Origin of the sequence: Singulisphaera photorubra, assembly GCF_045290345.1 — a bacterium.
GTDB lineage: Bacteria > Planctomycetota > Planctomycetia > Isosphaerales > Isosphaeraceae > Singulisphaera.
In genome coordinates this window covers 9,326,587-9,353,194 of the sequence record NZ_CP155447.1, presented here as the reverse complement: position 1 = coordinate 9,353,194, position 26,608 = coordinate 9,326,587, and the positions used below count along the sequence as shown (strand labels likewise).

17 protein-coding genes are annotated in these 26,608 nt (G+C 61.0%); 4 read left to right on the top strand and 13 right to left on the bottom strand.

Features of this window, described 5'->3' with window-relative positions:
- Nucleotides 1-60: 60 nt before the first annotated feature.
- Nucleotides 61-1,158: an alpha/beta hydrolase gene (locus tag V5E97_RS34860; protein ID WP_406696142.1), complete on the top strand. Its 1,098-nt coding sequence runs from the start codon at nt 61-63 to the stop codon at nt 1,156-1,158.
- A 91-nt stretch (nt 1,159-1,249) separates the two neighbouring features.
- Here V5E97_RS34860 and V5E97_RS34855 read toward each other — a convergent pair whose 3' ends face one another.
- The 3 genes from V5E97_RS34855 to V5E97_RS34845 form a co-directional block, all read right to left on the bottom strand.
- On the bottom strand, nt 1,250-2,677 hold the full coding sequence (locus V5E97_RS34855; RefSeq protein WP_406701263.1) for a DUF1501 domain-containing protein: 1,428 nt from the start codon (nt 2,675-2,677) through the stop codon (nt 1,250-1,252).
- Between the two features lie 4 nt (nt 2,678-2,681).
- Entirely contained in the window at nt 2,682-5,783 is a 3,102-nt protein-coding gene (locus tag V5E97_RS34850) for a PSD1 and planctomycete cytochrome C domain-containing protein (RefSeq protein ID WP_406696141.1), read from the bottom strand.
- 795 nt (nt 5,784-6,578) lie between these two features.
- A complete protein-coding gene (locus V5E97_RS34845) occupies nt 6,579-9,965 on the bottom strand; it encodes a hypothetical protein (protein WP_406696140.1) in 3,387 nt (1,128 codons plus the stop codon).
- A gap of 408 nt (nt 9,966-10,373) precedes the next feature.
- Here V5E97_RS34845 and V5E97_RS34840 point away from each other — a divergent pair, with 408 nt between their 5' ends.
- Together V5E97_RS34840 and V5E97_RS34835 are read left to right on the top strand one after the other, a co-directional pair.
- Nucleotides 10,374-12,086, top strand: a complete 1,713-nt coding sequence (locus tag V5E97_RS34840; RefSeq protein WP_406696139.1) for a tetratricopeptide repeat protein — start codon at nt 10,374-10,376, stop codon at nt 12,084-12,086.
- Between the two features lie 223 nt (nt 12,087-12,309).
- Nucleotides 12,310-13,128, top strand: a complete 819-nt coding sequence (locus V5E97_RS34835) for a Matrixin (RefSeq protein WP_406696138.1) — start codon at nt 12,310-12,312, stop codon at nt 13,126-13,128.
- A 147-nt stretch (nt 13,129-13,275) separates the two neighbouring features.
- On the opposite strand, the gene V5E97_RS34830 is transcribed toward V5E97_RS34835, so the two are convergent.
- The 7 genes from V5E97_RS34830 to V5E97_RS34800 all read right to left on the bottom strand — a co-directional run bounded on the left by V5E97_RS34830 (nt 13,276) and on the right by V5E97_RS34800 (nt 19,770).
- Nucleotides 13,276-14,226, bottom strand: a complete 951-nt coding sequence (locus V5E97_RS34830; RefSeq protein WP_406696137.1) for an SDR family NAD(P)-dependent oxidoreductase — start codon at nt 14,224-14,226, stop codon at nt 13,276-13,278.
- Nucleotides 14,227-14,252: 26 nt separating this feature from the next.
- The gene (locus V5E97_RS34825; protein ID WP_406696136.1) at nt 14,253-14,645 is read right to left on the bottom strand and encodes a hypothetical protein; all 393 of its coding nucleotides are present in this window, start codon (nt 14,643-14,645) and stop codon (nt 14,253-14,255) included.
- A 159-nt stretch (nt 14,646-14,804) separates the two neighbouring features.
- Nucleotides 14,805-15,536 carry a lysophospholipid acyltransferase family protein gene (locus tag V5E97_RS34820; protein WP_406696135.1) on the bottom strand — a complete coding sequence of 244 codons (732 nt, stop codon included), beginning with the start codon at nt 15,534-15,536 and terminating at the stop codon, nt 14,805-14,807.
- Complete coding sequence (gene cmk, locus V5E97_RS34815) at nt 15,533-16,222, bottom strand: (d)CMP kinase (protein ID WP_406696134.1); 690 nt, start codon at nt 16,220-16,222, stop codon at nt 15,533-15,535. The genes V5E97_RS34820 and cmk overlap by 4 nt, the downstream gene beginning before the upstream one ends.
- A 209-nt stretch (nt 16,223-16,431) precedes the next feature.
- Nucleotides 16,432-16,896: a DUF2203 domain-containing protein gene (locus V5E97_RS34810; protein WP_406696133.1), complete on the bottom strand. Its 465-nt coding sequence runs from the start codon at nt 16,894-16,896 to the stop codon at nt 16,432-16,434.
- Nucleotides 16,897-17,166: 270 nt separating this feature from the next.
- Nucleotides 17,167-18,897, bottom strand: coding sequence for a DNA polymerase/3'-5' exonuclease PolX (polX, locus tag V5E97_RS34805; RefSeq protein WP_406696132.1), 1,731 nt, complete (start codon nt 18,895-18,897; stop codon nt 17,167-17,169).
- 21 nt (nt 18,898-18,918) lie between these two features.
- Complete coding sequence (locus V5E97_RS34800; protein ID WP_406696131.1) at nt 18,919-19,770, bottom strand: alpha/beta fold hydrolase; 852 nt, start codon at nt 19,768-19,770, stop codon at nt 18,919-18,921.
- A 967-nt stretch (nt 19,771-20,737) separates the two neighbouring features.
- Between V5E97_RS34800 and V5E97_RS34795 the strand changes: the two genes are divergently transcribed.
- On the top strand, nt 20,738-21,487 hold the full coding sequence (locus V5E97_RS34795; protein WP_406696130.1) for a PEP-CTERM sorting domain-containing protein: 750 nt from the start codon (nt 20,738-20,740) through the stop codon (nt 21,485-21,487).
- A 27-nt stretch (nt 21,488-21,514) separates the two neighbouring features.
- On the opposite strand, the gene V5E97_RS34790 is transcribed toward V5E97_RS34795, so the two are convergent.
- The 3 genes from V5E97_RS34790 to V5E97_RS34780 form a co-directional block, all read right to left on the bottom strand.
- Nucleotides 21,515-22,276 carry a sigma-70 family RNA polymerase sigma factor gene (locus V5E97_RS34790; RefSeq protein WP_406696129.1) on the bottom strand — a complete coding sequence of 254 codons (762 nt, stop codon included), beginning with the start codon at nt 22,274-22,276 and terminating at the stop codon, nt 21,515-21,517.
- A gap of 811 nt (nt 22,277-23,087) precedes the next feature.
- Nucleotides 23,088-25,013 (bottom strand): 30S ribosomal protein S1, encoded by a 1,926-nt coding sequence (locus V5E97_RS34785; RefSeq protein ID WP_406696128.1) that lies wholly within the window; start codon nt 25,011-25,013, stop codon nt 23,088-23,090.
- A 363-nt stretch (nt 25,014-25,376) separates the two neighbouring features.
- A complete protein-coding gene (locus tag V5E97_RS34780) occupies nt 25,377-26,372 on the bottom strand; it encodes a DUF3500 domain-containing protein (RefSeq protein WP_406696127.1) in 996 nt (331 codons plus the stop codon).
- Between the last annotated feature and the right edge of the window lie 236 nt (nt 26,373-26,608).

The window sequence follows — 26,608 nt, the reverse complement described above, 5'->3', positions numbered from 1 at the left end:
GGTTGGTGGACACCGACGCAACTTCCCGTGGCCCTGGCAATCGACCTTTTTGAGGCCTCCATGCTCATTCACTGCGGTTATGCGCTTGCCCTGGCGCTCCTGGTCCAGGTCACGCCCGCTGAAACCAAGACGAAACCGCTCGCCTCACCGTCGGAAGTCCGGAAAGCGTTCTTGACGCTTCTCGACCGGCCGAAAGTACCGCTCGATGTGAAGTTCGAAAAGGTCGTGAACGACTCCCAAGGGTTCACGACGGAACAACTCAGCTTCGCCTCCGAGAAACGAGCGAATGGCCAGGTTGAGCGAGTGCCCGTGCTTGTGGTTCGTCCCGCGGCGAGCAAAGGGCCGCGACCAGCCGTGATCGTGCTGCACGGGACCGGCGGCAATAAGGAGATGATGAACTCGTGGCTCGTCGAACTCGCCGCGCGAGGGATCATCGGCGTGGCCATCGATGCGCGTTACCACGGTGACAGGGCAGGGGGGGCGGCGGGTGCGGACGCTTATAACAAGGCGATCACTCGGGCATGGAGGTCGAAAGCCGGTGAGCCGCAGGAGCATCCGTTCTACTACGACACTTGCTGGGACCTCTGGCGAACTCTCGACTACCTGGAATCTCGGCCCGATGTGGACCGGAAGCGGCTTGGCATGATCGGGATCAGTATGGGCGGGATCGAAACCTGGCTGACTGCATCGGTCGATGAGCGAGTGGCCGTGGCGGTCTCGGCCATCGCCGTGCAGAGCTTCCGTTGGAGCCTTGAAAACAATCAGTGGCAAGCGCGAGCCAAGACGATTCAGGCCGCCCACCAGGCTGCGGCCAACGACCTTGGACAGACCAGTGTCAACGCGCGGGTCTGTCTCGCCCTCTGGAACAAGGTTATTCCCGGAATTCTCACCAACTTCGATTGCCCAAGCATGCTCCGCCTTTTTGCGGGGCGTCCCTTGTTGATCCTGAACGGAGACCTCGATCTGAACTGTCCGATTGGTGGCGCCAGGAAAGCCTTCGCCTCAGCCGAGGAGGCGTATAAAAAAGCGGGAGCCCCTGATCGACTTCGGATCATCGTTGCCGAGGGGGTGGGACACGGGTTGAATGCCGGACAGCACCAAGCGGCGCTCGACTGGTTCACTCGCTGGCTCTTGCCCACGGAGGCGAACGGCAAGTAAACAGCTATCATTCGCAGATCATTGCATGCGATTAGTGAAATCGGATCGGTAGGTCGAAGCCCCCCCCGCCACGTCGGGGGGAGTGAGGCGATCAGGCAAGGAGTCCTTTCACAACGTTGCCGTGCACGTCGGTCAGACGGAAGTCACGCCCCTGAAATTTGAAGGTGAGCTTGGTGTGGTCGATCCCCAGGCAATGGAGGATCGTGGCATTGAAGTCGTGGATATGCACGGGGTCCTTGACGATGTTGTAGCAGAAGTCGTCGGTCTCGCCGTAGGAGATTCCGGGCTTGATCCCACCACCGGCCATCCACATAGTGAAGCAGCGGCCGTGGTGGTCCCGCCCATAGTTGTCTTTGATCAAGGCCCCTTGGCTATACACAGTCCGGCCAAACTCCCCTCCCCAGATGACCAGGGTCTCATCGAGCAGGCCGCGAGCTTTCAGATCTTTGATCAAGGCCGCCGCGGGCTGGTCGACGTCTTTGCACTGGCCGCGAATTTGGTTCGGCAAGTTGTTATGCTGATCCCAACCCCGGTGCATGAGTTGCACGAATCGGACGCCACGCTCAACCATCCGCCGGGCGAGCAGGCAGTTCCGCGCGAAGCCTCCATCCACGCCTTTGTCGTCGATGCCGTACATGTCGATCGTCGACCTGGGCTCGCCCGAGAGGTCGGTCAGGTCGGGCACCGAGGTCTGCATTCGGTAGGCCATCTCGTACTGGGCAATCCGCGTGTTGATCTCCGGGTCGCCGAACGAGTCGGCCGCGTTGCGATTGAGTCGGCCGACCGCATCGAGCATTCTCCGCCTGGTTTGCGGGTCGACCCCGGGCGGATTCGAGAGGTAGAGAACCGGGTCGTCCCCCGACCGAAATCGGACCCCTTGATGTTGCGTGGGGAGAAAGCCACTCCCCCAGAGTCGCGAGAAAATGGGTTGGTCCGTCTTGTTGCCGCTCCCTTGCGAGATCAAGACGATGAACGTTGGGAGGTTGTCATTTTCCCCCCCGAGACCGTAGTCGAGCCAAGCTCCCAGGCTTGGCCGCCCTGGTTGCTGGTGACCGGTCTGGATATAAGTGGTCGCCGGGTCGTGGTTGATCGCCTCGGTGTTCAGCGTCTTGATGACGGCAATGTCGTCGACGACCGTTGCGGTGTGCGGCAGAAGTTCGCTGACCCAGGTCCCCGCATCGCCATGTTGGGCGAATTTGAACATCGGCGCGACACAAGGGAACGACTTCTGGCCTGAAGTCATTCCCGTGACTCGCTGCCCCATGCGGATCGACCCGGGCAGTTCTTCGCCATGGTGGGCTTGCAGCTTCGGCTTGTAGTCGAACAGGTCGATGTGAGAGGGGCCACCCGACATGAAGAGGTAGATGACGTGCTTCGCCTTTGGCGCGAAGTGGGTCGATGCCGAGAGCAGTCCCGGATTCAGGAGTGAAGCCAAGGCGGTCGCGCCCAGTCCCGTCGCGGTTCGACCGAAGAACTGGCGGCGAGTCTGCAGCAATTCATGCTCGACGTGCGGGGCCATCATGTTATCCCTTCGTGACGGTCTCATCGAGATTCAAGATCGCGCTGGCAACCATGGACCAGGCGGCCAGTTCCGGGACATCGAGGTCGAGATTGCGGCGAGACTCGCCGACGCCCAGCAATTTCGAGGCGGCCGCAACGTCCTGGCGAAACGCGGATCGTTGGGCCTGGAACAGATCGCTGAGAACTTGAATCTCGACGTCGGTCGGCCGTCGGGCGGTGGCGAGGCGAAACGCAAACTGGATCCGCTCCTCGGGAGTCGAACCCCCTTCGAGCATCATTCGTTCGGCGAGTTTTCGCGAGGCCTCGACATAGGTCGGGTCGTTCATCAGGACGAGCGCCTGGAGCGGCGTGTTGGTGCGAGAACGCCGGACGGTGCAGGTTTCGCGGTCGGGGGCATCGAAGGTGACGAGGGTCGGCGGTGGCGAGGTTCGCTTCCAGAAGGTGTACATCGTCCGCCGATAGAGGTCACGTCCGCGACTCTGCTCGTAAGTCTGCGCGGTCCAGTTTTGCCCGTCGAGGCGGGACGCCAGTTCTTCCCAAAGCCCAGCCGGCTGGTAAGGCGAAACACTTTGACCGCCGATCCGGTGGTCGAGGAGTCCGCTCACCGCCAACGCCTGGTCACGGATGAACTCGGCCTGGAGTCGGTGCCGGACTCCCCGAGCCAACAGGCGATTGTTGGGATCACGCGCAATGAGTTCTGGTGAGCTGATCGCGGACTGACGGTAAGTGGCCGAGGTGACGATCATTCGGATCATCGCCTTGACGTCCCAACCTTCCTGGAATTTGACGGCCAGCCAATCCAGCAACTCAGGGTGGCTCGGTAGGGCTCCCTGCGAGCCGAAGTCATCGGAGGTTTCGACAATGCCGGTCCCGAAGATGGTCTGCCAGAGCCGGTTGACCGTCACGCGCGCTGTGAGTGGGTGCGAGCGATCGACCAGCCAACGCGCGAGGTCCAGTCGAGTGACCGGGGCACCCTTCGGCAGCGGGGGGAGACTCGCGGGGGTTCCGGCCACAACCTTCTCGCCGTGCTTGTCGTACTGGCCGCGCTCGAGCAAATAAGTATCTCTTGGCTTGCTCATCTCGCGCATGACCATGGTCGTGGGAATCGTTTTCTCGAAGTCGGCGTGTGCCTTCTTGAGCGCGGCGAGTTCCCGACTCAATGTCTTGTACTCGGCCGAAACGTGAGTCCGGTAATATGCCCGAAGCGCGTCCGATTCCGCCGCAGATCGCTGCGCCTGATTGCTGGCCACGATCCTGGCGATTTGCTCCGGGAGCTCGAGCCCTTCGTGAGGCCGTTCCGCTGAGGTGACCGAGAGACGAAACTTACCGAGTTGGTGCCGAGCCCAGACCGACTCGAACTCCAGAGTCGTCGACAACCGCATTCCTTCCTTGGCGATCAGAGGTTTGTCGAGTTCGAAGATCACAGAATGCGGTTTACCCACCTCGGGAAAGATGGACCACCCGGTCGACTTCCGGCCGTCGATCGCGTGCGTCGCCGGATGGTCCGCCTGGCTATAGTCGGCATGCACCGACTTGATTTTGAGAGGCGTGTCCGCATCGAAGCGAACCTCCGTGAGCACGACGTTGCCGTTGATCGAGCGTCCGGGGCCGTTACCTGGCAGCGAATTGTCGGGAAGCGTTTCGAGCCTGATCGCCGTGATCGGCTGCTGGGGAGCGGGCGCGGTGAGCGTATAGACGTCGGTGTCCGGGTTCGCGCCTCGTACCACGATGGACTGATCTTCGAGCGTCTCGAACGTGGTTCCTGCTTTGGCGGTCATCGTGTCGGGGGTGAGAGCCACCCAGCCGGCCCCGATCGCATTTTTCAGAGAGTGTTCCCACTGAATTTGTTGGGCGTCGACTGACGGCATTGGCCCCTGGATCCGGCGTTCGAGGTCACCGATCGCCGTGGTCTGGCTGACGATCGCGGCGAGCTGGGCGGAGCTCGGGACGGGAATCATCGGCTCTGCGTTCCCTTTGCGACCATCAAGCCCATTTTCAGGCAGGTTATTGAAGAAGGCGTAGAGCTGGTAATATTCCTTTTGAGTCACCGGATCAAACTTGTGATCGTGGCACTGAGCACAGCCGACGGTGAGACCCAGCCATACCGTCCCCGTTGTGTTCACCCGATCGATGACGTAAGCGGTCTGGTACTCCTCGGGAATCGCGCCCCCCTCGAAGTTGATCATGTGATTACGATTGAAACCGCTGGCCACTTGCTGGGAGAGGGTGGGCTTTGGAAGCAGGTCACCGGCGAGCTGTTCCACCGTGAACTGATCGAAAGGCAGGTTGCGGTTGAAGGCGTCGATGACCCAGTCTCGCCAGAGGGTCATATCTCGACCGCTGTCGATATGATATCCGTGTGTGTCGGCATAGCGGGACGCATCGAGCCAATCGAGCGCCATGCGCTCGCCATAGCGGCTCGAGTTCAGCAATCGATCCACGAGTCGTTCGTAAGCGTTGGCATGGCCGTCGGCCAAGAAGGCGTCGACCTCGCGTGGGGTGGGCGGAAGCCCGGTCAAGTCGAGGGTCAGCCGGCGAATCAATGTCGTCCGGTCGGCTTGGGCCGAGGGACGAAGCTTTTCCGACTCCAGCTTCGCGAGGATGAAGTGATCGATCGGGTTCTGTGGCCAGTTGCGATCGCCCACTTCCGGCAGCGGGGAACGCACCGGTGCGGTCAACGACCAGTGCGTTTGATATTTCGCCCCTTCGGCGATCCAATCTCGTAAGAGGGATCGCTGTTCGGCCGTGAGCGTGCGGTTGCTCTCGGGAGGAGGCATCACGAAACTCTGACGCGTGGAGAAGACGCGTTTGACCAGCGTGCTTTCCTCTGGGTGACCGGGAACGATCGCGGGCTTGCCCGATTCGGCCGGCTGGAGTGCCGCGTCCCGAAGGTCGAGTCTTAGCTCAGCCTGTCGCTCGGCCGCGTCGGGACCATGGCATTTGAAGCAGGTGTCCGAAAGGATGGGGCGTATCTGCCGGTCGAAGTCGACCGGGGCCTTGGCCTTACCCACGGGGGCCGTCGGTTCATCGGCCAGCATCGACCGGCTCGAAATCAGTAACCCGAGCAAGATCAACCACGCCCCGCGCAGTCGGTGGCCAGTCATTGTGCCTGATCCCTCGCGCCTGAGAGTCGTTCGCCGTTACAACCCGTATTCTATCAAGTCTCACGATCGATTGGCACAGCCTGGTGATACCATTGCGCTTGACCATCGCCAGAAAACGAACTCGGACAATTTATCCCGCGCGAAGTGTTCGGCGAGGACTGTCGGTAACCCCAAATACGTCCGAAATTGATGCGGCCGGCCGTGGCTTCCATACCGAGCTATTCGGATTTCATGAGCATGTCGGCAACCTCACCGCCGCTAGCAAGCAGAGCGTTGCAGGGAACCGAGGGCGAGGAAAATCCCAAAAGCAACCGGGTAAGCTCGCCCGACAGACCTCATTATCTGAGACCGTCGCCACGTTACCGGGGACTCTTCGTCAGCCCAAAGACAGGGAGCTTACGCTCCCCGCTCGCCTTTGGAAGGCGAGCAAAGACCCACAACGAATCGTGGTGCCCTGGATTTCGCTCGCCTGGAAGGCGAGCGGGGAGCGTAAGCTCCCTGTCTTCGGGCCTTCCCATGGGCTGGCTCGTTTGGCAACGCGACGGACCCGGGCTGAATTCCCGATAACGTGGTGACAGTGTCAGTTTACGTCTGGTTCCTAGCCCGATGAGGAATCATTGAAAGATTTTGATAATTTCCGAAGCCCGTCAAGTGCCGTCAATATGGGAAGTCTCCCCCAGAATCGGGACTTATTCTTTGCGGCCAAAACATATAACTACGCACAATTGCCGATGTTTTGTTCTATGCTAAGGCGTACCCACCCACGTCGACGCACCAATTGTAATTCTATCCCCATTAGTGGGGTTCGTTTTCCGTTCGGCGCGACTTGGAGCGTGAAGTTCGACTCCCCGCTTGGTTCGTCGGGGGCAAAATCCCTAGACCTTCAGTAAAGTTCGGATCGAAACCGGTGGCAGAAAATTTCTTTTCCCAGGCCTCTACCCAGCTCTTCCAGGAGACGGTGATCCGCTGGAACGGGATGAGCACGGAGCCGTCACCACCTCGATCGTTCGGGTGAGAATTCCGGGCGGAAGGTTCGCCCGTATGCACTCGGATGCGATCGATTCCGCTCAGCTTGTACAGGCCAACGAGCGCTGTTGTCAGAGTTTGCCTGCGCACCTCAGAGAGTTCCGAGAGCCATCCCGGCTCGGCGACCTCCGCGATCAGGCTCCCCGACTGTTCGACGAATTCAATTCGGATCTCGTCGCCGGTCATCTCGCGCGAGGAGAGCTCGAATGTGATCCGACTCGTCGACAGGGTGAGCGAGGAGACCTCGATCCCCATCGAACCAAGCGTTCGACTCTCGCGAAGTAATGCAATAAACTCGCGTTCAATGAATTGTCGGATGGCCTCTTCGACGTGGTGGAGCGCCTCACGCTGCTTGATGACTCCCTTGTCGCGGCCTTCGCGGAGCCAACGCCTTTCCCACTTGCGGAGCTTCGTAAATAACTTGGGGAGCGTTCCCGAATGGAAGCCGGGGCGGAGCAGTCGACCGATCGTCTCGCCATGACTTCCGACCGCAATGGGGCCGAGCATCTCACGGCGGTTGGCTCGATAGAGTCTCCAGTTCTCCTTGAGCTCCCAGACCAGAAATCCGAACACGCCGGGTAATAGGAACACGGTCGTCCATGCGATGAAATTCGCCACGACCTTGCCCAGCGGCATCAAGGGGGCGGCGAGAATTCTCGTCAGCCTCAGCGAAAGGGGCATGATGATTTTGTGAGAGACGGTCACGACCGGAAAATGCTTGATCGGATTGACCTGGGGCTCAATGAGCAAGTTGACATAGAAGCGGACCAGGTAAGCGACCAGGAACCAGCCGGCGCCCAGCACGGCTTTCGAGGCAAGCATTGTCTTGGACTGGCCGGATCGGAAACGGAGCCATTCGTCGACGGCGTAGAGAAAACGGTCCACCGTCTCGAGCACTTTATCAAATGTGCGCACAATGAGCCGATAAATGCCCGGCACGATGTCGCGATAGAGTTGCTTCCAGGTCCGGACCAATTCGTCGGCGACGATCTCCTCGAAGTCTCGGCCGAGCCGCGAGTTGATCACGATGATCGCACTCACGAAGACGATCGCGGAGAGCAAGGCAACCGATTGTTGCTCCAGGCCCAACGATTTCGCCAGAACCCAGACCAGGCCCGTGACCATCGCCGGTTTGAGCAGGAACCGCCACAACAGGGAAGCGAACCGGCCGACGAAGAGTAATCGGAGCAGCGGTTGACGTAACACCCAGGCGAGCGAATCAAAGCAGACCATGCGAAGCCCACGGCCGACCACCCGCATGGCCATCAGAAATCCCTGGCGGAAATTCGGGAAGTCAATGACCCCGAGCGCCACGGTTCCGAGAACGAGCAGTGACGGAATGTTCATGACGTGAACATGTCCGCCGCCAAGGCCGTGGACGATGGGCTCAATGATGTGTTGGAGCCCTTCGAGGATCAGAAACGCACCTCCGTACGGTAGGGCGACGTAAGAGGTGAGAAAACGGCCGATGGATGTGGCAAACGCCAGCGAGCTGAACCGTTGGAGCCATCGGAGGTAGACCTCGCCCTGGCGGTAAACCCCGTCGAGCGACTTGGAAAGGGCCTCGTCTGCCTTGAGCAAGCGGTCCCCCTCGAAGAACTCGCGAGGGCCAGAGAGGTCGGGCATTTTGAGGTTGCTTCGCGAGCAGGCGTCGCGGAGGTCGCCGAGTGAGAGGAAGCCTCGGCTCGCGATTCGGTCGAGCAATTCTTCGATCAGCTTCCGATAGGCGACGCGTTCGGGCAGGTTCCTCGGCTTGAACCCGGTCCTGGTCAGTGTGGCGTCGATCGGACCTCGGAGTCGATCTCTCAGGACCCGTTCGGCCTGTCTGACGGAGGAATGAAGGAGCGCCGACAACCGCTTCCGATCCTCGCCTCGAAGCCGGGTTGAGGAGAGCCGTTTCGAGGCGCTCCTCAAGTGGTTGGCGATCATGACCTCGCGGAGGTAAGGCTGAACTCGACGAATGGGGCGGCGTCCCCATGAGGCGACCCACCCCACGAGGTCCATCGTGAAGACCTCGCGCTCGTGGTCGACGCAGACCTTTTGCAGGTCATAGAGCAGACGGGCCTCGGGGGTCCAGAATCCTCGAGCCGACCGTTCCAGAAGAGCCGGCAAGGCGCGTCGCCAGCGCTCGGCCTCGGAATCATCGAAGGTCAGGGCGCGCTGAAGTCGACGCGCCAATCGTTCGAGTTCGCTTCGGGCCTCCGCCTGCACCGACTCGGCGAGTTCGGGGGTGGTGCGCCGAGCGGCTTCGGTGCGGAGGATTGCCGCGCGAACCAAGTTTCCTCGGATTGCGATGGCATCGGCCCGGTCGAGCAGGCGCCGGGAGGCTCCCGTGGCCTGTTCGACTGGCCAATCATCACGCGGCTCCGTATCAAACGTGCCGTCGTCCTCGCCTTCGACTTCGTCCTCGCTCGAACCCGGGATCAGTTCGATCACCGGATCGACGGCCCCCTCGAGCCTGGTCGCTTGGTAGAGCGCCTCGTCATCGACAAGCTCGGCGAGGAGCGAGTCGACGGCCATCGGATCCTCGATCGCTGGGAACGTGTGCGCGATGAGGCCCGGGGCGAATCGTCGGAGTTCCAGGTAGTAAGCGCCGAATTCAATCAAAACCGACCGATCATCGGCCAAGGTCACAAGGAGCCCTTCCTGGCGAAGGACGGAACGGACCTCCTCGAATTCGATCGTTCCGATCCGGTCGACACGCTTGCGGAGGGCGTTGTCGAAAGTCCGCTCACGAGCGAGCGAGCGTTCCATCGCCACGTGAACCTGGGCATGAAACAGGAGCCGCCAGTAGTCTGTCAGCATCACCTCGCGAGTCGTCGCCGCCAGGTCTTCCGTCGTGGGTCGCTCGAGTAAGATGGCGACGGAAGGCCATTCGGCCCCCGACTTGTCGATGCCGAGCTCTTCCTCCGAAACGACCCCTCTGAGCGAGTGACCGGTGGTAACATAGTGTCGTCGATGAGGGATATGGACCCCGACACGGGCCAACCCGAGGTCGCTTTTGATGACTCGACGGAGGATCCGTGGAGGAACCAGGAAAGCCCCGGGATCGGTGGCGCGGACAATACGTTCGAGCTCAGTGACTTCGAGCGAGCGATCACCACCGTCGTCCATCATCGGCTTGCAGGTCTCCTTGCGGCTGCGGAACAGACGCATCGTATCCGCCCCGGTCCCCTCAGCCAAGGACGACTCTCAGAGTTGCTCGAACTGGCGTGGTCAACCAGGCCTCACTCTGAGCGCTCGCGACTGGCAACGGATGGCGAACATTCCGGGGTGGAACCACGGCCGTGTTGACGAGAATGATCACAATGTGTGGTCTCTCGGGCCGGAAAGGTCGTGAGCCGCTAAAATTGTTGCGAGCCGAAGCGCGCCCACCATAATAGGGTCACGTCCGGAAGACGTCATCTTTGGAAATTCCGGGTTTGAGCCTCCGTGAACGCCGATAAGACGGGGGGAAGGTTTTGACACGAGGCGGATTAGGGTATTAGTTCGGTTATGATCGCGTTTTCGACCGATTCCAGTGGCACGACTCGCAGCGGTTCTTCACCCGATGGAGAGCTTCCGATGTCCTCCGTCGGCCTGGGCGGCGAATTGGGTGCTGGGCCATCCCGCGAAACCGCTGCCGAGCGCGAGAATTCCTACGAAGAGATCGCCTTATGGCTTCAGAACGAAGCCGAGCGACTCTTCACCCAGGGACAATACGGTGGTGCCGAGCAGAAGGTTCGCCAACTCCTGGACTTGCAGAACCAGGTCGTAGGACAGCAGCACGCTGACTTCGCCCTCGGCCTGAGCATGCTCGGCGAACTCCGATTTCTGCAAGGTGATCGTGTTTCGGCCGAAGGGATGTTCCGGAGGTCGCTGGCGATCCGGGGAAGAGTCCTCGGACGGTCCCACCCCGATTATGCGGTCAGCCTGACCTGTCTTGCCGGCATGCTCTGGCGGCGCGACGCGCTCGATGAAGCCGAACGCTGTCTCCGGGACGCATTGGCCATTCGCCATGATGCGCTCGGACCGGACCATCCCGATTCGATCCAAGGTCGAAAAGAACTGGTTCGAATGCTTCGGCACCGGGGGGACTGGGCCGGCGCTCAAGCGTTGATCCGGCCATTTCTCAGCCCAACCGAACTCCCGAGCGGTCGCTCCAGGGGTTTGGAGTTGGCGGACGATGTGGTCATTCTCTCCAACCAATTCAAAACGTTGGGGGAAACGCTCGCTTCGGCCGCTCGATTGATGAGTTCGGTCGGTGCCCCGCCGCCTCGGGAACGTGTGCAGGAACTGAAGGAGTGTCGGGAACAGTTCGACTCGATCCAGGGCGAGACCCTGGAATGCATCGAGTCGTTGCGCGTTCCCAATCCCCCCACAATCGTGCTTGGCACACTCCAGGACCTGGCGTCGGTCCTTGACGATCTGGCCGATGCAGAGTCGCAAAAAAGCGAACGAGAGCAACTCAGGATTCAAGCCCTGACCGTACTCGACCGTGTTCTTGCCCTGACTTACTGGCAAAACCAGGAGTTTCCCCCGCTTCGAGAGTGCCAGGAACGGGTCCGGCAACTCCGCGACACCATTGAGTCGGGGCATTGGCTCGACTTACCGACTCAGACCGAGAGCCTCGCCGAGGGGTCGCACTCACTCGTCAATTTGCTGATTCTCATCGAACAACGCGAGTCTCTGAGCGATCGTGAGTGGGCCGAGCTCCACGAACTCGTCGGCGAGGCGCTCGGCGAGCCGATGGCTCGGGCCGCATCTCGGGCGCGTCTGTTCGTGCATGAGGCGCCGCCACGTCGTATCGATGCCCCAGAGCGCCCACGTGCGGGCCGATCTCAACCCACGGCACGTCCACTCCCCATTCCAGCCGATCCCACGCCATCCCCAACTCCCACTCCCGCCCCCACGCCGCGAACGAACCTCACAGGGACGTTGCTTTGCGACCTTGCCGTGGCGAGTCTCGTGCCGTCCATGGGGACTGTGATCAACTTGCCGACAGCGTCAGCGTCGGAATCCGAGGCGCATCGATTGCTGAGGTCCGGTCGAGCCCCGAACGTCGTCGAACAGTCACCAACGGCCTGGAGTGAGCCGGCGAGTCATCCCAACGATGCCGCCCCGGAACGTCGCGGCGGCGATCGCAGACCCATTCCATCGATTGTCGCCGGTCCGCTTCCTCTTCTTAACTCGTTTGGGCCGACTCTCGAACCAGGCGTACGGACCGGCCTATTTCTGCCGAGCCAGTTTGGCTCCGGTGCTCGAAGCGGCAATCGCTTGCAAAGCCCCCTTACCTGATTGATTCCCGAGATCCGGCCTTGGGCTCGAACGATGATTTCGCGTGCCGCGTGATGGGGCTTTCGCATTGCCCCACTCGTTGAGGAGGTTCACGACTCGCTCCCCCTTTGTTCGAGTCCCGTTTTCGGAGTCGAGCCGTTACCTGACGGGTCGAAGGGCTTGAGTCGACTGCCGTTTCTGGAGATCATCGACCGTCCAGACCTTCCTCAGGAGAGTCGTCGTGATGAGCTCCATGCGCCGTAGAACCTTCCTTTCCATCAGCGGTCTGCTGGCCTGTTCGCTCTGCCAAGGGGGCGAGGAACCCGCTCCTGACGTGACGGAACCGCCAGTTTACGACTCCTTTCTTGTGATCCCGCTTCGCATCCATGTTCTGACGGCCTCCGACTTGCCTGAGATCGATTGCCGCTTGAAGGACGACGACCTCGCGCGGATCCTTCGCAAAGTCAACGGGATCTGGAACAAAGCCGGAATCCACTGGGGGCTCGAATCGATTGTCCGTGAGCCGGCGGCACAGACCGAGAAGTTTCGGCTGATCCGCGACCTCAACGGAGAAGTGCAACTTGGTCAATACTCCATGCTTGTGCCCGAGCCAACTCGGCTGACTACAGGCCTCAATGTTTATTATATTCACAAATTTTCTGTTAATGGCGTCTGGATGGGCAGCGATTTCGCGATGGTTCAGGAAACGGCAGGTCTGCGCCCCGTCGAGGGGGGCATCGACGAGCCGATCCCTCGGGTGACGGCACACGAGTTGGGACATGCTTTGGGGTTAGCCCACCGCCAGAATCGAACGAACTTGCTTGCCTCGGGCACCACGGGAACCCGGCTCAATGCCGACGAAGTGGCCACCGCTCGCCGGAAGGCCCTCGAGATTCAGGGAACGGTGACGGTCGAGCGGCTCCGAGCGCTCGCGGAAGCGGCGACGTCACAGGATCAGAAGGACGAAGCCCGCCGGCTCTGGACCTGGCTCTCCGAGATACCTGGAGACGCGAGCAAGGACGCGCTCAAGCGTCGGGACGAGATTGGAGCAGGGCAGGAATAGCGCCGAACCGGCGCAGCCCGCCCTGGTCTTGAGTTGGGAGCAGGAGATCAGGGAGCGACAGCTCCCTGACTGTGTTTGAGGTGGGCGTTGATAAACGCAGGCCGACCGGTGTCGAACCGACCTCAAGCGTGGTGAGGTTTGCCTGTCTCAATCGCTGGAGGCACGTTGGTGAGTCGACTCGCCCTGTCGCTCAGGCCGGAGGGAGTGGGGCCGACCGTGAAAGGGCGTTCCCTCGGCGCGTGACGGTGATGGGGCCTTGGGCTTGGGGCGCTGGAGGATCGGCGCGTCGGGAAAGAGGTGAAGCGTCCAGCGCTTGAAGCCCCAGTCAACGAGTCGAGGGATGACACGGTTGGCGAGCAGCAGGAACCGGCCCCCCGTGGTGAGTGTGAGCTCGTTGCGACCACTAAGTGCTGCACGTAAGGCGGCGTCCGCGACCGTCTCGGCCGTCATCCGACGCTTCTTGGTGACAGAGAAGCGGGCGGTGTCGATGATCAGATTTCGTTCAAACTCGGTCGCTGTGAAACCTGGATTGAGGAGCAGAACGTGGATCCCGTATTTCGACCATTCTGCGCGAATTGACTCGGTGAATCCGGCGACCGCGAACTTGCTGGCCGTGTACTCGGCCCGGCCCGGCAAGCCTCTGCGGGCGACGATTGATCCCACGTTGATCAGAGACGGCCGATCTCCCTGGGAGAGAACCGGGAGCAACAACCGGCTCAACTCGGCGAGGGCGAATACATTGATCTCAAAAAGTTGACGCAGAACGGAGGGATCGTGAGTCTCAAAGTGGCCCGTCGCGCCCACACCGGCGCTGTTGATGGCGAGGTCCAGCGCTCCCAGCCGTTCCGTCGTGAAATCGACGAGGCGCACGCGATCGCTGGCTTTGGTGAGGTCGGCGGCCAGAGTGAGGACCGAGCGCGGGTCGGCGCCTGACTCGATCAGATCGTTCCTGATGGAGTCGAGCTTGGTGCTCGAGCGCCCTGTGAGAACGACTCGGGCGCCTGCGCGAACCAGATGCTGGGCCATGGCGCGGCCGAGCCCCGAGGAGGCGCCGGTGACGAGACAGCGAGCGTCATTCCAAGTGCGGCGGCGTGCCATACGTTTGGCGATTCCTTTGAGTAGGCTTAGCGATTGGTCGTGGTGTCGTTGTAGGCCCCTTCCACGCGAGTCGTGGCCAGGCCGGCGTCAGGACTCGCACGCTGCCAACGGCCAAACCGCGAGCTCGAACTTGGCTCGCTGACGACCACGCGAGGGGTGGTGGCTCCGGAGTAGACCGGGACCCCGCTGACAATCGTCGAGCGACCCGCCCCCTGAGCGACGACGCTGCCCCCCCCCACCTGAGTCGGGACTTCGCAGACCGCTCCATTCGTAACGGTGGCCGGGACGGCGACCGGCGTCGGCCCGCAAATTGGGACACCCGGTCCGTAGTAGTGGTTGTGAGTGCAACCGGCCAAGCTCAGGACCAAGCCAAGGAAGAAGACCCCGAGGCCTCCTCGTAAGAATCGGGCATGTCGCATGGCGATACTCCTTTGCCGCGATCAAAGCCTCGGAACCATGCGCCTCCGGCGCGCCTCCAATTGGCCCCAATACCTGATGGACGTTTGAGTGGTTCGAGCGAGTTGCGGGCACAAGAAGTGGTTGGATCCGTAATGACGGGTCCTCAAAGTAACGGGACTCTAACCCAACTTGCCAATTCGTCCAACCGCAGTTTTCTCCGAGTCGCACTGCATGTCCCGTTGCAGACCGGCTCGGGCCACGTCGAGGCAGTCGCTGATACGGGCCCGTATCAGCGCCGTGACAGCCTCGGTATCAAGTCCTTCGAGTTCTTCGGGAAGGATCGGTGGACCATAGTGGATACGGATCGGGTGGGGCAGGGGGAATGCCCGAGAGCGGGGCCAGGCCTCAAAGGTGCCGGCGATTCCAGCCGGGACGACCGCCACGCGGGCCCGAGCGGCCAGAACCGAGATCCCCGACTTCAATTCGCCGAGCTCGCCATCGCGACTTCGGGTCCCCTCGGGAAAGAGAACAACGATGCCCCCCTTCTTGATCCGGCGCAACGTCTCTTTCAGGCCTTGGACGCCCATCCCTTCGCGTTGAATCGGGAATCCGCCGACTGAGCGGATGAACGTCCCAAGGATGGGGAGGAACAGGGTCGATCGCGCCACATAGTTGAGCGGACGTTGCAGGGGGATTCCGAGGATGAAGACGTCGAGGTGGCTCACGTGGTTCGAGACCAGCAAGGCGCCACCGTGTTGGGGGAGGTTGTTCCGCCCACTCACCCGAATCCCGCTGACCGAGGAGAGCAGGGTGGCGACCGAGACTTGAACCAGGCGATACCAGCTCATCGCCAACCGCGACCGATCGGCGTTCGGACGTGATTCCAAGGTTGTTTCTGAGACGTTCGTCATCGCGCGGTCTCCTCTCCGACGAGAGGTGCGGGATGCAGGCGGGAGCGAACGTCTTGCTCGATTTGCGCGATGACGTGATCGAGGCCCATTCCCGTGGTGTCGACCACGCAAGCATCGACGGCCGGTTTCATCGGAGCGATGGCTCGAGCCGCGTCACGAGCGTCGCGTTCCTCAAGGTCGCGAGCGACTGCCTCCAGGGCGATTGTCGCCCCCTTGGCCTCGAATTCGGCGTGTCGGCGGCGGGCTCGTTCCTCGAGGCTGGCCGTAAGGAAGTACTTACGAAAGGCGTTGGGAAAGACGACCGTCCCCTGGTCACGCCCTTCGGTCACGATATTATTTTCGCTGGCAAACTCACGCTGCCAGGCGACGAGTTGACGTCGGACACTCGGGCTGTCGGCCAGATAACGCGACGCGCGGGTGATCTCGACGGTCCGCACCAGCGTGCTGACGTCTTCACCGTTGAGCAGGACCGACCCGGGTGGGAGGCGAATGGAGAGGCTCGCCGCGAGCGTTCCCAACGCCTGATCGTCTTCCAAGGGGGTCCCCGCCCGCAGCGCAGCGACCGTCGCCGCCCGATACATCGCGCCCGTATCGAGCAAGCGCCACTCCAACCGCTCGGCGATCTGGCGAGCGACCGTACTCTTGCCTGCCCCCGCGGGCCCGTCGATCGTGATCACCCGCCGCATCGTGGAACGAACCTCACTCAACTAGGAACTCAGACCAAAGGCCGATTGCCACCGGATCCTCTGGCAGTCTATCCGCTGGAAAGGTCTGGGTCCAACGGAACACGATTGCAGGCGGCGCATCAAACGGCCCAGCCACGCGTCCGTCAGAGTCGCGAGGCTGGGCCGAGAGGGTATTTTCCTAGCTGAGATGATTGCAGTGGCACTCTCGATCAATGTGGTCGTTTGCCTGTCCCTGAGCCTGAGCCAGCGAGTGAGGCCAGCGTCTTGCGGCCAGCCACGCCCGCGTTGAGTTCGTGCCAGTGAAGGACCTCGGGTTCGCCGAGCCGCCAGCAGAGAAAGACCTCGCGGCCGTCCATGATGCTATAGAAGTCGCAGAGTCCGTCTAGCCCCTTCAACTCGACGCCCAACTTGGTGAGCTCATCAATGTAGGAGGCCAGTCGCTCCTCCTCGGTCTCCATTTCCGCCTGGCTTTGCGCCAGTTCTTCGGAATAGGGATCACCCGAGGCGCGTTTCCGTTCACTTTTGACAGCCGTCAGCCGTTGTTTCAACTCATTGACGGTGTGCCATTGTCGAACGATGTCGGTAACGATCGCCCTGACAAGCGGAAGGGTCTTGTTCGCCTCTTCAACACTGAAATAGCGGCGTTTCGTCTCTGCTGGCTTGGGAGGGGCCATGACGAGATCCTAATAATATAAGAAGGCGATGAGATTCAGAGACGCAAATCAGAAATCAGCCACGGCAAGGCGAGCGATTCGTTCGCCAAACGGCCCAAGGTGAATCAGGACTCGGTCGGAGTGACAGAGATACCCGCGCCCTCTTGGGGGGGGACGGCCTGATCCGTCGCAACTCCGATGGCCTCCTCACGAATCCTTCATCCTTCAGAATTATAGGACAGGTGAGACCCCCCGCAAGGGTCCCAAGCCAACAGTCGTCGTGATTCTCGATCAATGGTGAGCCTTGCGACGTTTCTCCAGCACCTGGGTGACCTCGGCCAGTGAGGCCGTATTGAACAGGTCGGCAGCCCCTAGCCCCGCCCGTCTGGCAATGCCCACACCGTAATCGAGGTCTGCCAGACCGCCTGTGGCATGCGCGTCGGGGTTCACAACGATCGTCACACCACGGGCTTTGGCCCGACGGCAGTGGATGGCGTCGAGATCGAGCCGGTGGGGATTCGCGTTGATCTCGATCATCGTACCCGCCTTTGCGGCGGCGTCGATGACCGCGTCGACGTCGACGGCATATGCGTCGCGCGCCAGCAGCAAGCGGCCGGTCGGGTGCCCGAGCATCGTCACTCTCGGGTTCGAGGCGGCGCGGACGATCCGGGCGGTCATTTCGTCGCGAGGCATGCCGAACAACGAATGGACGCTGGCCACGACGTAGTCGAAGCCATCAAGGATGTCGTCGGGGTAGTCGAGCGATCCATCGGCGAGGATATCGCACTCGGTTCCTTTGAAGATTCGAAACTTGCCGCCGAACGTCTCGTTGAGGGCGTCGATCGCAGCCCACTGCTGGCGGACCCGTTCGATGCTCAGGCCCCCCGCGTAGCCCGCCGATCGGGAGTGGTCGGCAATCCCGAGGTACGTCAGTCCGAGCGATCGAGCCGCCTCGGCCATCTCCTCGAGCGTTGCGAGTCCATCGCTCCAATCCGTATGGCAGTGGAAGGTCCCGGTCAGGTCGCTCAACTCGACGAGTGGAGCAAGCGGCCCCTTCTCCGCGGCCTCGATCTCCCCCACATCCTCACGTAGCTCCGGGGGGATGTAAGCAAGCCCGAGAGCGGCGAACAGATCGGCCTCGGTCCGGCAGGCGACCGACCCCTTCTCGCCGCTCAGACTGTATTCGTTCAACGAATAGCCGTGCGCCAGGGCACGGCGCCGGATGGCGATGTTGTGTTCCTTCGAACCGGTGAAATAATGAAGCGCAAATGGGAACTGGTCATCCTCGACCCCTCGAAGGTCACACTGGACCCCATCGGCAAGTCGGACGCTCGCCTTGGTCGGTCCGTGCGCCAGTACGGTGGCCACCTCGGGTAACTTGACGAAGTGATCGAGGACCGGGGCCGGATTCTCGGCGCTGAAGAGTATGTCAAGGTCGCCGATCGTCTCGGCGCGTCGTCGTAAGCTTCCGCAGATCTCGGCTCTCAAAACGAGGGGATGCTGGCGCACGGCATCGAAGATCGGCGCGACCAGTCGCCGGGCCTTGCTCTGGAGAATTCGGTCACCGACCGATTCGACGAACGAGATTCCGTCGAGGATTTTTTGCTCGGTCTTGGCGCCGAAGCCTTTGAGCGGGGCGATCTTCTTCGCTTCGCCGGCCGCGCGAAGATCGGCCAGGCTCTCGATCTTGAGCTCGTCGTGGAGCACCTTGATCTTCTTGGGCCCGAGCCCGGGCACCCGGAGCAAGGCCACGAGACCTGGCGGCGTGGCCCTCCGCAGTTCGTCATAGGCGGGAAGATGTCCCGTCGTGGCGAGCTGGACAATCTTGGAGAACATGGTTTCGCCAATACCGGGCGTTTCGGCCAAGCGGCCGTCGGCGATCATGTCCGACAAGTCGGAGGGAAGGGCCTTGAGGGTTTGCGCGACGTTATGATACGCCCGACAGCGGAACGGATTCTCGCCACGGACCTCGAGGAGTGTTCCCATCTCGCTCAAAATCTGAGCTATTCGCGTGGTTTCCATAGGGAAAAGACCTTGTGAAAGTCAGGCCGAAGTGTCGCGATCCCTCGACTCGAGGCCAAAGTTTTTCGAGAGGAATTCGCCGATGTGACGACGCACGTCTTCGGCATGAAGATCCACGTCCACCGACTTCGGAGTCACCTCCCGCAACTCCGCGCCAGGGATGATCTCGGCCAGAGTCTCGGCGAACTTCCAGGGATGGATCGGGTCCTGCTGGTTCGCAAGCACCAGGGTCGGCACGCTCAGGGTTTTCCACGCATTGCGATCACGTGACGGAGCGTCGTGGGGAATTCGTTCGAGCCGGACGACGCATTCCTCGGCGCGTGGAAACTCGAAGTGGTTCACGACGACCTGGGCGCAGTCGGGCGATTCTCGAACCAGGCTCTCGAACTCGGGCGTCGCTCGGAATTCCTCGAGTCCCTTCACGGCACCGTGCTTGTGAATATATTGAGATATTTGCGTGAAAATGCGGAGATTCTCAGGGAAGGGCTGATCGAGCCAGGCCGGTCGCGAGAAGATGAGCCCTAGCGTTCGCTCAGGATATCGCAGGGCGAAATTGAGTGTGATCGCCGCGCCCATGGAGATGCCCCCAATCACGGCGCGATCGATCTTGCGGGCGTCAAGGAAATCGCGGAGATCGTCCGCGGTCGCGGCAATGCCGATCTTGTTCGGGTCTCCGAGCGGCCGGGTTTGGCCGTGCCCGCGGGCGTCGAAGCCCACGAATTGAAATCCGGAGAGCTCGTTCTCAAAGCCCGGTTCCAAAAGAGCGAAGGTCTGATCAACGTCACTGCCGAGGCCGTGCTGCCAGACGACGGGGAATCCTTGGCCTTCGGAACGATAATAGAACTGTAAACCGTCGTGCTCGAAATAAGGCATCGGTGGCGACCTGAATGGTTCCGGACGGGGGTGATCGCCGGCCCCCGCCGTACGCAAGGGACCAGGCCGACGTGAGACCGCACTGATGTTGAGAGAATCCAGTTACGGGGAGGGCTGTGGGGATAAGCTCGCCCCGTCGATGCTTGCCCATTCGCTCAGTCGTGCATCTGGCTTATTCGGGAATGTCGAGGCTTGGAGCGAAACCCAAGAAGTCAGATGGCAGACCTACGAAGAAACCTTCCGGCTTGCGCAAGCCGACTTCCCTTCGCCTTCGAAATCGTCCTCTGAGGGGCAAGGGTTGCTTCATCGATAGGGTTTCATCGCGGACCTCGCCGGTTTGTGCCGATTCCATCAACGACTCGCGGGGTCGATGGTTGTTAAGGATAATCGCCCGTGCTCGGATTTTCATCAGGTCGTCAGCGGCACCGAACCAATAGATCGCGATTTTCGCCCGCCAGCGGCTGAGTGGGATGGGTTGACTCGTCGGTTCAACGGGACAGCAAAGCGAGGCGGATCAACCCGTTTCCGGTGTCGAGGACCGGCTCAACGGGAGCGAGCCATGCCAAAGGGAATCGGGAGATGAGCATGTTGTGGGAGCCGAGGTGAAAAATCAACGGTTGCGGATTGACAGGGCTCTTAACGCTGAGGTAGGTTGAGTTTGCTCCCCACCGATCCCTCAAGGTTGATAGGATCGGCAAAACTAGGATCAGTGGCTCTTTTTTCCGGAGCAAGAGCCAAGACCGTCGCCAAAAGGAGTTGGGTTCGACATCGGAAGGATTCCGAACGGCAACGCGCCTCTCGCCGCGGCCCTCCCTTCGACTCGCTCCCCGCGTACAAAGCCCGGTCCTTGAGGTTGGATGCCCCAGCCGTTCTGCAACGTGCGCCCCTGGATGGGTGCCGTCACCGATCACGAATTTGTCGATGATCGGGACATGCACGAACGGCGACTGTGAGTGAGGGAGGTCCCATGCAACGGATGCGCAGCCTCTTTGCCAGGGCCGGCCTGCCCCTCGTCCTCGTGGTCGGTCTCGGTGCCGAAGTCTCCGCGGAGTTGATTCAATCACCCGGAGGCCGAGCGTACCCCGACCTCGCCGGAGCGATTACAGGCACCCAGCAATACACCTATCACCCGTCGACTCAGACGGGGACGCTTCAAGTCACCAACACACCGTTCCTGCTGACGACGGGTCCTTCGACGGCAAACGAAGTGGTGGTCCAGCCGAACTCGGACGGGATGAGGAGTCAGGTTCTCAACCTGAAGCTCGATCCCAATGGGCGGTTGGTGAGCGACCCCGGGAATTCCTACTCGCTGTATGGCACCGTGGTGGTCGACGGCAAGACCTTTCAGGGCCTCTTGCTCCAAGCCACTCCCACCGCTTTCGGCGCCAAGACAGGGGCGACGGCCTCCTTCAACCTCGATCTCAAGGTGACAGGGGGAGAGCTTGCCCGGACCTTCGGACCCTCGGTCTACATGGAGTTTCATTCCGGGGAGGAGAGCACGTTCGACGGCAGCTTCTCCCGGAGTTTTACCACCAAAATTGATTCCAGCAATACGCTCGGCTATCAATCACCCGCGCCCACCACTGTGCCCGAGCCAACCACGTTCGTCGTGCTACTGGCCGGCGGCTTCTGGCTGATCGTCTATCGCCATCGACATCGGCATTCCACGATCAGCCCGATTCACCCTGCCGCGGCGGACGAACTGTCGGTGCTCTGATGAGCTTGATCCGCCGCGGTCGGAACTTCAGTCGGCCGCGAACGTGGCGGAGAGCTTGCCAAGTGCCTCGTTCTCAATCTGCCGGACACGTTCACGCGTCAGGCCGAGAGACTCGCCGATCTCCTTCAAGGTTTTGGGCGGCGCATCGTTCAAGCCAAATCGCATCCGGAGGACGGTGGCCTCGCGCTTGTCCATCTCGCCGAGACGATGCATGACGAGCCTGAGGTTGTCAGCTTCGACCATCTCAACGTCTGGCGCCCGAGTACGCTCGTCCATGAGCATCTCGCCCAGGCTCCAGCCGTTCTCGGGCTGATCGGTCTGGGGCACCAAGTTGTAGACCTTGATCGCCTTCTTGACGATGGCGAGCTTCTTCTTGGGAAGGTCGAGGGCCTTGGCGATTTCCTCGACAGTGGGCGCTCGCTTGAGCGAGTCCTGCAAGTCGGCCGCCATCCGCCGCCATTTGAACAGCAGCTCCACCATGTAGGCGGGGATGCGAATGGGTTTGGCCGTGTTGACCAGGGCACGCTTGATCGATTGCTTGATCCAGTAACTTGCATAGGTGCTGAATCGAGTTCCCACGCCCGGGTCGAAACCCTCCACGGCGCGGAGGAGGCCAATGTTGCCTTCCTCGATCAGGTCCTGAAGTGCAAGTCCCTTTCCCACATAGCCCCGGGCGATATTCACGACCAGCCGTAAATTGGCACGGACCATTCGGTCTCTGGCGCTATTATCGCCCTCTGCGATCCGATGCGCGAGCATCTTCTCTTCGTCTGCGTTCAAGAGCGCCATTTCGTTAATTTCCCGGAGATACGTCTCCAGGGGCTCTGAACCGTGTCGCGGCGGAGACGGCGAATACGGGCCATGAAGATCCTCGTAGGGTCGGTCGTGACTGGGTCCGCAGTTGGTCGGGGAGAACGGTCCAAGGTCCGAACCGAGGAGCTAACGGCTTCGCGAGGCGGCGCTGGCCTCTTCGTCTACACCGCAACGCTGAATTCCTCGGACCGCACACCAAAACGGGTCCAGGCGTCCACCGAACAGGCCATCGGCCTCCCGCCGAACCTTTACGGCCGCCTTACCCTTCGCTTTGCCATGAGCGACTTATACGGAAATGGACAGCCCAGACTCACCGAGTCAGCCAAACTCGGCAGTCCCCCTTGCATGCCATTCCCGCCCCGTCTCACGGTCTTACTGAGGTTATCGGAACGACCTTCCAAGAACTTGATAGGTTTTGGAAGTTTAGGGCATTTTGGGGGAGTGCGTATCGTGAGCATTCTGGCGAATGACGAAGAGAATGGGTTTGGGCAAACCGTGCGGCAGGGGAGCGATCAAATGCGCTACCGAGGCCCAAGCTGAAGGAGCTTCGAAACCAGATCGAATCCAACGAGAGGAGGAAGGTGGCCGCAGAGGAGCGGACTGGAGGCTCCGGCGGGAAAGTCGAAGGCAGGAGAGAAGGGCGTCTCGGAAGAGTGGCGGGTGGAGGAATTCCGTTCAGACGAGACGTTGTGCCCCTAAGAAGGAAAAAAAAGAGCCCGCGCCCCTCGATTTCAACCGAGGGGCGCGGGCCTAAGAATCAGGACGAAGGTTCGTCTTCGCTCGGTGGTTACTGGGTGCTCACTTCCTCATCGGTCGAGACCGCTCCCTCCGGAGCCGGGGCGACTTCCGGTTCGGTCGAAGCAGCTTCGGCAACCACTGAGGTTTCAACCGGTTCAGTGGGCACGGATTCCGCGGTGGACGAGGCTTCGCCCTCTTCGGTCGTCGCTCCTCCCATGGAGAAGAGCGGTCCGCCGCCACCGAGGCCTCCCTTGAGCTCTTTCTGGTCCTTGGATTCGGGCTTGGCGGTTCCGCCCGACGCGACGGCTGCCGCTTCGGTTTCCTCGCCCTCCTCATCTCCCTTGGTCCAGTGCGCCTTCTTTCGCGACAGGCCGATCTTCCGTTCGCCGCGATCGACGCGAAGGATTTTGACCTCGATGTCGTCCCCGACCTTGACCACTTCCTCGGGGCTATCGACCTTGTGGTCAGCCAGCTCGGAGATGTGCAAGAGTCCTTCGAGGCCGGGCTCGAGCTCGACGAACACACCGAAGTTGGTGAGTTTCGTGACCTTGCCCGTCACCACGTCGTTCGGCTCGTACCGGTTGGGGATGTCGGTCTCCCACGGATCCTCGCGAAGCTGCTTGAGTCCAAGGGCGATCCGCTTCCGTTCCTGGTCGACGTTGAGGACCTGGCAGGAGATGCGCTGACCCTTCTCGAGCAGTTCGTTGGGGTGACCGATCTTGCGGGTCCAGCTCATGTCGGAGATGTGCAGGAGGCCGTCGATGCCTTCCTCGATCTCGATGAACGCCCCGTAGTTGGTCAGGTTGCGGACGGTGCCTTCGATCATCGTGCCCGGCGGGTACTTGCCAGCCACTTGATCCCAGGGGTTGGTCTGCGTCTGCTTCATGCCCAAGGAGATTTCCTGTTTCTCCTTGTTGATGCCGAGGACGACGACCTCGATCTTGTCGCTGATCTGGACGAGCTCGCTCGGGTGATTGATGCGCTTGGTCCAGCTCATCTCCGAGATGTGTACCAGGCCTTCGATGCCCTCTTCGAGCTTCACGAATGCCCCGTAGCTCATCACGTTGACGACCTCGCCCATCACGCGAGTGCCAACCGGATACTTGTCGGCGACATTCTCCCAAGGGCTGGCCGACTTCTGCTTCAAGCCCAGCGCGATCTTCTCGCGATCCTTGTCGACGTGAAGAACCATCACCTCGATCTGATCGTCGATCTTGACCATATCGCTGGGATGGTTGATGCGGCCCCAGCTCATATCGGTGATATGCAGCAGGCCGTCGATCCCGCCGAGGTCGACGAACGCGCCGAAGTCGGCAATGTTCTTGACCGTACCCATGCGCACCTGCCCTGGCTCGATCTCCGCCAGGAGTTGCGTCTTCTGCTGCTCGCGAGTGATCTCGATGAGCTTACGGCGGCTCACGACGATGTTGCGCCGACCCTCGTCGATCTTGAGGATCATGCACTCGATCTCAGAATCGATGTAATCCGCAATATCGGAAGGTCGGCGAATGTCGACCTGGCTGGCCGGCAGGAAGACGTTGACGCCGATATCGACGAGCAGTCCGCCCTTGATCTTGCGCGTCACCTTGCCTTTGACCACGTCGCCTTCGTGGTACTTGGAGATCACCATCTCCCAGGCACGCATCCGGTGCGCCTTCTTGCGGGAGAGGACGATCTCGCCGGTCTCGTCCTCCATCCCTTCGAGCAAGACCTCGACGCTTTCGCCTGGCTGGGGCGGGGGCTCGTCTTCCCACTCGTTCAGCGGAACAAGGCCTTCCGACTTGTAACCGACGTCAACCACGACCTGGTCGCCGACGATTTCGATCACCTTGCCCGAAACGATCCCACCAACCTCAAAGTTCTGCCCATTGCTGAGGAATTGGTCGAGATCGACTGAGCCATCGCCGCCAGCCACAATGGCGGCGAGTTCATCATCGCTGACTTCAAATTCGCGGAGCAGGTTGCGATCTACCATGTTCGTTCGTTTCGATCCCATCCCCTTTGCAGAACGCAATGGGGTTTGAAACAAACCGTCGGGCTGAAAACGACCCGGTCAAAGTTGAGATGACCTCGACCGACTTCGGATCGTCTGACGATCCAGCCGATGGCCTGTCCCGGTGCTAGGGGTTGAGGTATCAGGAGATAGACCCACCCCTCAACGCAAGGAGTGGGGTGACGCAAAAAGTTATTATAGTACGAGTCTCGGCAAAAACAACGGTGCTCACGCCTTTTACGATCGGCCCGGATCATCCACTCGCCGCTTGTCAAACACGAACCCCTTCTCCTGCGAAAACGCAGGAGAAGGGGTTAAAAACTACCAGCCCGATCATGCGTGGAATCAGGCCTTCTTGGCGATGTTCAGGTAAGCATGGACGTGGGGTGCGCCCCGGAAGTGACAGACGACCGAGGGGCTCTCAATCCGCCAGATGTCCCAGACCTGGTCGTTGCCCAGATCTTGCGCCTGGTAGAAGGCCATGTGCATGGCGTCGAGCCCGCCCCCTTCCGCCTGGAGCGCGATCGCTTCGTTCACATCCTCTTCGCGGTAGGGAGCGAGAATCACCTTGAGGACCGATTCGACGAGTGCTTTCTGGTCGCTCGAGAGGTCGCCGACCGAGAGACCGGGGAATGTCCCTGACTTCCCCTGAACGAGCACGTCGGTCTCTTTCGGGGGTTCGGCCAGAAGGGCGGCTTTCCGCTGCTTACCGTCGAGGGCGTTAAAGACTTCGTTCGCCTTCAAGGTCTGGTAGTAGAAAACGTTGCCTGGCAAGCCTTTCTTACCGTCCCCCGCGCCGTGTCCGTAGACGATCGGTCCGCCGAAGGCGGCGTTGGCGACGCTATCGCCGTCCGCCCGAATCGTGAGGTGCCGTCCGGTCAGCTCCCACTGGAAGTGGCCGGAACCCGGGGTGCCGAACACGGCGACGTGATACTCGGAGAAGCCGCCCGAATCGTCATCCATCTGCTTTTGGAAACGCTCGTAGCCGTCCGGGCTGGTGACGCTCCGGAAGATCTCGTCGAGGATGACCTGCTGTTCCTTCGTGTAGTCATCAATCTTGGCCTTGGTGATCGGCCAGTTGGCACTGATGTTGTGGCGAAGCTTGTGATCGAAGGGGAAGCAGATCTCCTTGCGTTGGGTGTCGGAGAGGGTGTCGTAGAACCGCTTGACTGCGGTCTCGGCGGTGCTCTTGGCCGTGGGGGCGGCGATCGCACGCCGGGGTCCCGCGGCGAGCGGAACCAGGCTTCCCGCCACGGCGAGCCCTGTCATCTTCCGGACGAACTCGCGGCGAGAGACGCCGTCCTCACAGTCGGGACAATCCAGCTTGGGTTGCTCGGACATGGAGAGGCCCCTTTTTTTTCAAATCCAAAGGCGTCGCTAGGTGATCACGCTCACCGGGACCATCCGGAGAGCAAGATGCTCGCGCCACGAAGCGACGATTGGGTTGGGCTGATCCTAACCCGCTCGGTCAGAGGTTGGCAACTCTCCGCTTTGCGAGTTGTTGAATATTCTATGGCGACGAAAAGGACCCGACCGTCCCAAGGAAAAGTGGTTGTGACGCCACTTTACGGGTCGCT